Origin of the sequence: Streptomyces griseorubiginosus (assembly GCF_017614965.1) — a bacterium.
Lineage (GTDB): Bacteria > Actinomycetota > Actinomycetes > Streptomycetales > Streptomycetaceae > Streptomyces > Streptomyces griseorubiginosus_B.
In genome coordinates, this window is record NZ_WVUG01000476.1 from 1 (window position 1) to 4,467 (window position 4,467).

Genomic DNA, 4,467 nt, shown 5'->3' on the forward strand with positions numbered 1-4,467 from the left:
GGGGAGAGCGGGTCGGCGCAGCGAGCTTCGGCGGGGCGAGAATTTTGCGCGGGCACAGGCGGGGTCGATTCCGGACGGGAGTGCCCGGGGGGCGCTGTGGGGGCGTGCGCGGCGGCTTCGGGGCGCCGGTCGGAGCCTGCCGAGCGCGTGACGTCTGGTGCCCAGTGATCCTGAACAGCGTCGGCAGCACGATCCCTGGCCGCCGCAGGCGAGTCGTCCCGCGTCTGGGGAACCTGGCTGACGTCGGCATCCCGGTCCCCACCTGCCACAGTCGAGTCATCCCGCGCCGCAGGAACGTGGCCGGCATCGGCATGCCCGTTCCCGCCCGCCGCACTCGTGTCGTCGCGCCGCTGAAGAACCTGACCAACCTCCGCGTGCCGGTCCCGGCCCGTCGCATGCGGCTCGTCGCGCGTCTGCGCGGTCGCCCTCACGGCCCCGCCGAGCCGCACTGCCTCAGCCGTCGGCCCCGTGCGGGGAACGTCTCCGGCTCCCGGACCCATGTCACCCACCTCGTCGGCGAGTTGGTGGACGAGAATGCCGTGACGGAAGGCGGCCTCGCCGATGTCGGCGCAGGTACTGCCGTACACGGACAGGCGGTTGCCGCCCTCGCGAACGACCTCGACCGAGCGCTGGGCGGCGCGGGCCTCCTTCGTGAGGAGAGCGGCCAGGCGCGCGGCATAGGGACTGCGGACGGCGACGCGGGGGCGCAACCGGGTCCGGGCGAACTCGGCGGCGTCCTGGTCGGCGACGAGTCTGCCCCGCTCCAGGGTGACGACCCGGTCGGCGTTGCGGGCGGCCTCCTTGGGGTCGGTCACGGTGACCAGGACGGTGCCGCCCTGCGTGGCGTGCGCGCGCAGCATGCTGTGCAGCCAACGGCTCTCACGCGCGGAGAGGCCGTCGGCGGGGTCGTCGAGGACCAGCGTGTGGGGGTCGGCGAGCAGGGCACAGGCGAGGCCGAGCCGGCGGTCCATGCCGCGCGAGAGGGTGCCGAGGCGTTCGTCGCGCAGGCTGACGAGGCCGACCACTTCGAGGACCTCGTCGGCCCGGCGGACGGGGACCCCGGCGGCGGCGCACAGCATGCGCAGATGGCCGCGGACCGTGCGCGCCGGGTGTCCTGGCACGTCTCCGAGGAGCACGCCGACCTCGCGTGAGGGGTGGGCGACGCGGTGCAGGGGACGGCCTCTGAAGTAGGTGATGCCACGGCCCTGTTGCAGTTCGAGCATGAGTCTGAGCGCCGTGGTCTTGCCCGCTCCCGCTGCGCCGAGCAGCGCGGTGACGTGGCCCGCTCGCGCGTCGAAGGAGACGTCGTCGACGGCGGGCGGGAGGTCCTTGCGGGGATTGCTGGTCAGTCCGAAGGCCTGGATCACTCGTAGCAAGATAGCGCGCTTTGTCCGTTTTTTCGGGCAGCACAGGGTCAGTTCGCGGCCCGTCGCCCCACATTTCCGGAAGCCTGCTCGCCGTTATCTCCCGGACCCGGTTCCACCGCGCTCCGTGAAACGAGCCGTCACACTTCGGGACGCAGCATCGGGGGGTTGAGCAGAGTGGCGCCACCGGCACGGAAGAGCTGTGCCGGGCGGCCGCCCTGGCGCGTGGTCGTGCCGCCGGTGGGCACGAGGAATCCGGGGGTGCCCGTCACCTTGCGATGGAAGTTGCGTGGATCGAGCGCCACGCCCCACACCGCCTCGTAGACGCGGCGGAGCTCGCCGACCGTGAACTCGGTGGGGCAGAACGCCGTGGCGAGGGACGAGTACTCGATCTTGGAGCGGGCGCGCTCCACGCCGTCGGAGAGGATCTGGGCGTGGTCGAAGGCGAGCGGCGCCACCGGTTCGCCGTCCCGGCCGTAACCGCCCTGCTGCAGCAGTTCGTCGACCGGTGCCCAGCGTGCGTTGCTGGCGTCGCCGCCCGCTCGGGGTGCCGGCAGGTCAGGGGCGAGGGCGAGGTGGGCGACGCTGACGACCCGCATCCGGGGGTCCCGCTTGGGGTCGCCGTAGGTCGCGAGCTGTTCGAGATGCGCGCCGTTGTCCTGGGCGGGGACGGACGGGTCATGGGCGCGCAGTCCGGTCTCCTCCGCCAGCTCACGCGCCGCCGCCTGCGCCAGGTCCTCGTCGGCCCGTACGAACCCACCGGGAAGCGCCCAACGGCCCTGGAAGGGCGGTTCGCCCCTGCGTACCGCCAGCGCGCACAGGGCATGGCGGCGCACGGTCAGCACGACCAGGTCCACGGTGACGGCGAAGGGCGGAAAGGCTGACGGGTCGTAGGGCATGCGGCGATCATAGTCGTCTGCCTGACGATAAACACTCCATTCGTCGGCCGCCTCGATGGTTGATCGACTTCGGTCATTTCGGTGCGGTATGAGCTGGAAGGAAGCAGGGGGTGACGGACGCCAAGCACGCGCACCGTCTCCTCCCTGGTGTTGTGCTGTGGTGCGTCGTGCGAGGTCACGCTCCCAGTGACAGCCCTTCGGCCGCCTCCTCGACCATGGCGAGTCCGAGCCGGCTGACCCGTACGGAGAAGGGGGCGCCGGCCACCCGTAGACCGGTCAGGACGATCTCGCCCAGGGGCGCGCTGCGCAGGGGTCGGAGCGTGACCGAGCGGGCGGGGGCGTCGGGGCGGATCCCGGCGAGCGTGGTCAACAGGAGCACGCCGGCGGCCGCGGCGGTGGCGGCCGGACGACAGGCCGCCGGGTGCGGGAGCGGGGTGCTCGCCTCGGTGCGCTGCTCCCCCGCGTACATCTCGGGCAGCCGGTGGCCGAAGGCCTCGGCCGCCGCAAGAACGCCACGCAACAGCGAACCCGCCTCCTTCTCGTAGCCCGCGGCGGCGAGGCCCGCTACGGCCACGGCCGTTTCGTGTACACGCACGGCCCCGCTCCGGTGCCCGAACGGGTTGTGTCCCGGCTCCTTCGTGCCCAGACTCCTCAGCCCCCAGCCGGAGTCCAGGGCGGGGCCACCGAGCAGCCTGGCGAGTTGTTCCGTCCGCACCTTGTCGAGCAGTCCCGGTGCCTGTTCGCCCCCGCCGAGCAGGCCGGTGTCGAGCAGATGGACGGCGGCCGCGCCCAGGTACGGCACCGGGCTGCCGTCCGGGAGTCGCGCGGCCGCGGGCCGGCCTCCGCCGTGATCGTCGATCCAGAACTCCTCCTGGAACGCCGTCCGCAGCGCCCGCGCCCACTGCCGCAACTCCTCCCCGCCCGGCCGACCGCAGACGTTGAGCAGATCGGCACCGAGCAGTGCCGCCCGGTGCGCGTGGGCCTGTGTCTCGCAGCGGGCCAGGCCGCCTGGTTCCGGGTCGTTCAGGTAGGTACCGTCGCCGATGGTCGTCCGCAGCCAGGTCAGACAGCGTTCGGCCGTGGGCAGCAGTTCTTCCGTCTCCTGTTCTGGGAGCCCCCAGCGGCGGGCCTCCGCGAGGAGCACGGGGTAGAGCAGCGTGGCCTCCGTGGCCGTGCAGCCCGGTGGCAGATGGGGGCCCGCGTCCCGTCGGGCTCCCGGGATCAGGCCGGACTGCCGCCCTGGGCCGGTGAGTTGGGTGCGGGCCAGGGTACGCAGCGTGCCCGCGGCGAGCCGGGTGCCGAGCGCCAGCGTCATCCTTGCCGCGGCGAGCGCTTCGGCAGGGGCCGACCCACAGCGCCAGGGAGCGCCGGCGGCGAGGTGGGTGTCTGAAGGGCGGGCGGGGTCGCGCAGCAGGAGAGCCTGGAGGTCCTCGACGCTCGTCCGCAGGAGTGGCTGGAGCCTGGGATCGTCGCCCGACGCCCGTGCGACGGCGAAGGGGCCGGCCGCGGTACGGCCAACGGCTCGGACGCCCCCCACTCTGTCGGGCCGTACTCTCAGCTCCACACTAGTGCTGCCGCCGGGAGGCAGATCCAATTCCCAGCGCAGCAGCCCAGCCGAGGCCAGCGCGTCCGCGGGCGGTGGATCCGCCGTGACCGACGAGTTGCCGCCGGCGCTGGACCAGCGCAGTCCCGAGTCGTGGACGGTGGCGGGGAGTTCGGGCCCCGCTCTGCCGGATGCGATCGCGCCGAGGTCCGCCAGGTCCGTCCCCAGGGACACCTCGACCGGGAGGCGCAGGGCGCGTGGGGTCGCGTTGTGCAGCGTGATCCGCTCCGTGCCGTCCGCCTGGCGGACGCGTTCCACCACGAGGTCCGGGTCTGGACCGGAGTGCGGGGAGACGTGCACGGCCCCCACGAAGCGGGCCCGGTCGGCCGCGGTCATCCGGGCCTGCAACGCCAGCGGTTCCCGCCCGGCCACGCGGACCTGGCAGCGGGAGAGCACGCGTCTGCCCGCGCAGTAGAACCCTTCCAGTCCCTGACCGGTCATCTGTCCCTGTTCTGAGGAGATGGCAAGGCCCGGGAGCGCGACACAGATCAAGACGGTATGGGTTGGCGGTAACCCGGCAGTTCGACGAGGAGGCGGGCCCAGGGTGCCGCGGGGCGGCGGGGCGGGTCCTCCAGGCGGGAAGGTGGGCGCGGGGCGAGGC

General features: G+C 73.2%; 3 protein-coding genes. All 3 read right to left on the minus strand.

What is annotated here, in order from left to right; translation table 11 throughout:
* Nucleotides 1-1,367: ABC transporter ATP-binding protein (locus GRC12_RS46150; protein WP_308286753.1), on the minus strand; the 1,367-nt coding region annotated here is incomplete at its 3' end.
* A 137-nt stretch (nt 1,368-1,504) separates the two neighbouring features.
* Nucleotides 1,505-2,263, minus strand: coding sequence for an NUDIX hydrolase (locus GRC12_RS42160; protein WP_133046155.1), 759 nt, complete (start codon nt 2,261-2,263; stop codon nt 1,505-1,507).
* Nucleotides 2,264-2,438: 175 nt separating this feature from the next.
* Nucleotides 2,439-4,409: a glycogen debranching N-terminal domain-containing protein gene (locus tag GRC12_RS42165; protein ID WP_439959949.1), complete on the minus strand. Its 1,971-nt coding sequence runs from the start codon at nt 4,407-4,409 to the stop codon at nt 2,439-2,441.
* Nucleotides 4,410-4,467 lie beyond the last annotated feature (58 nt).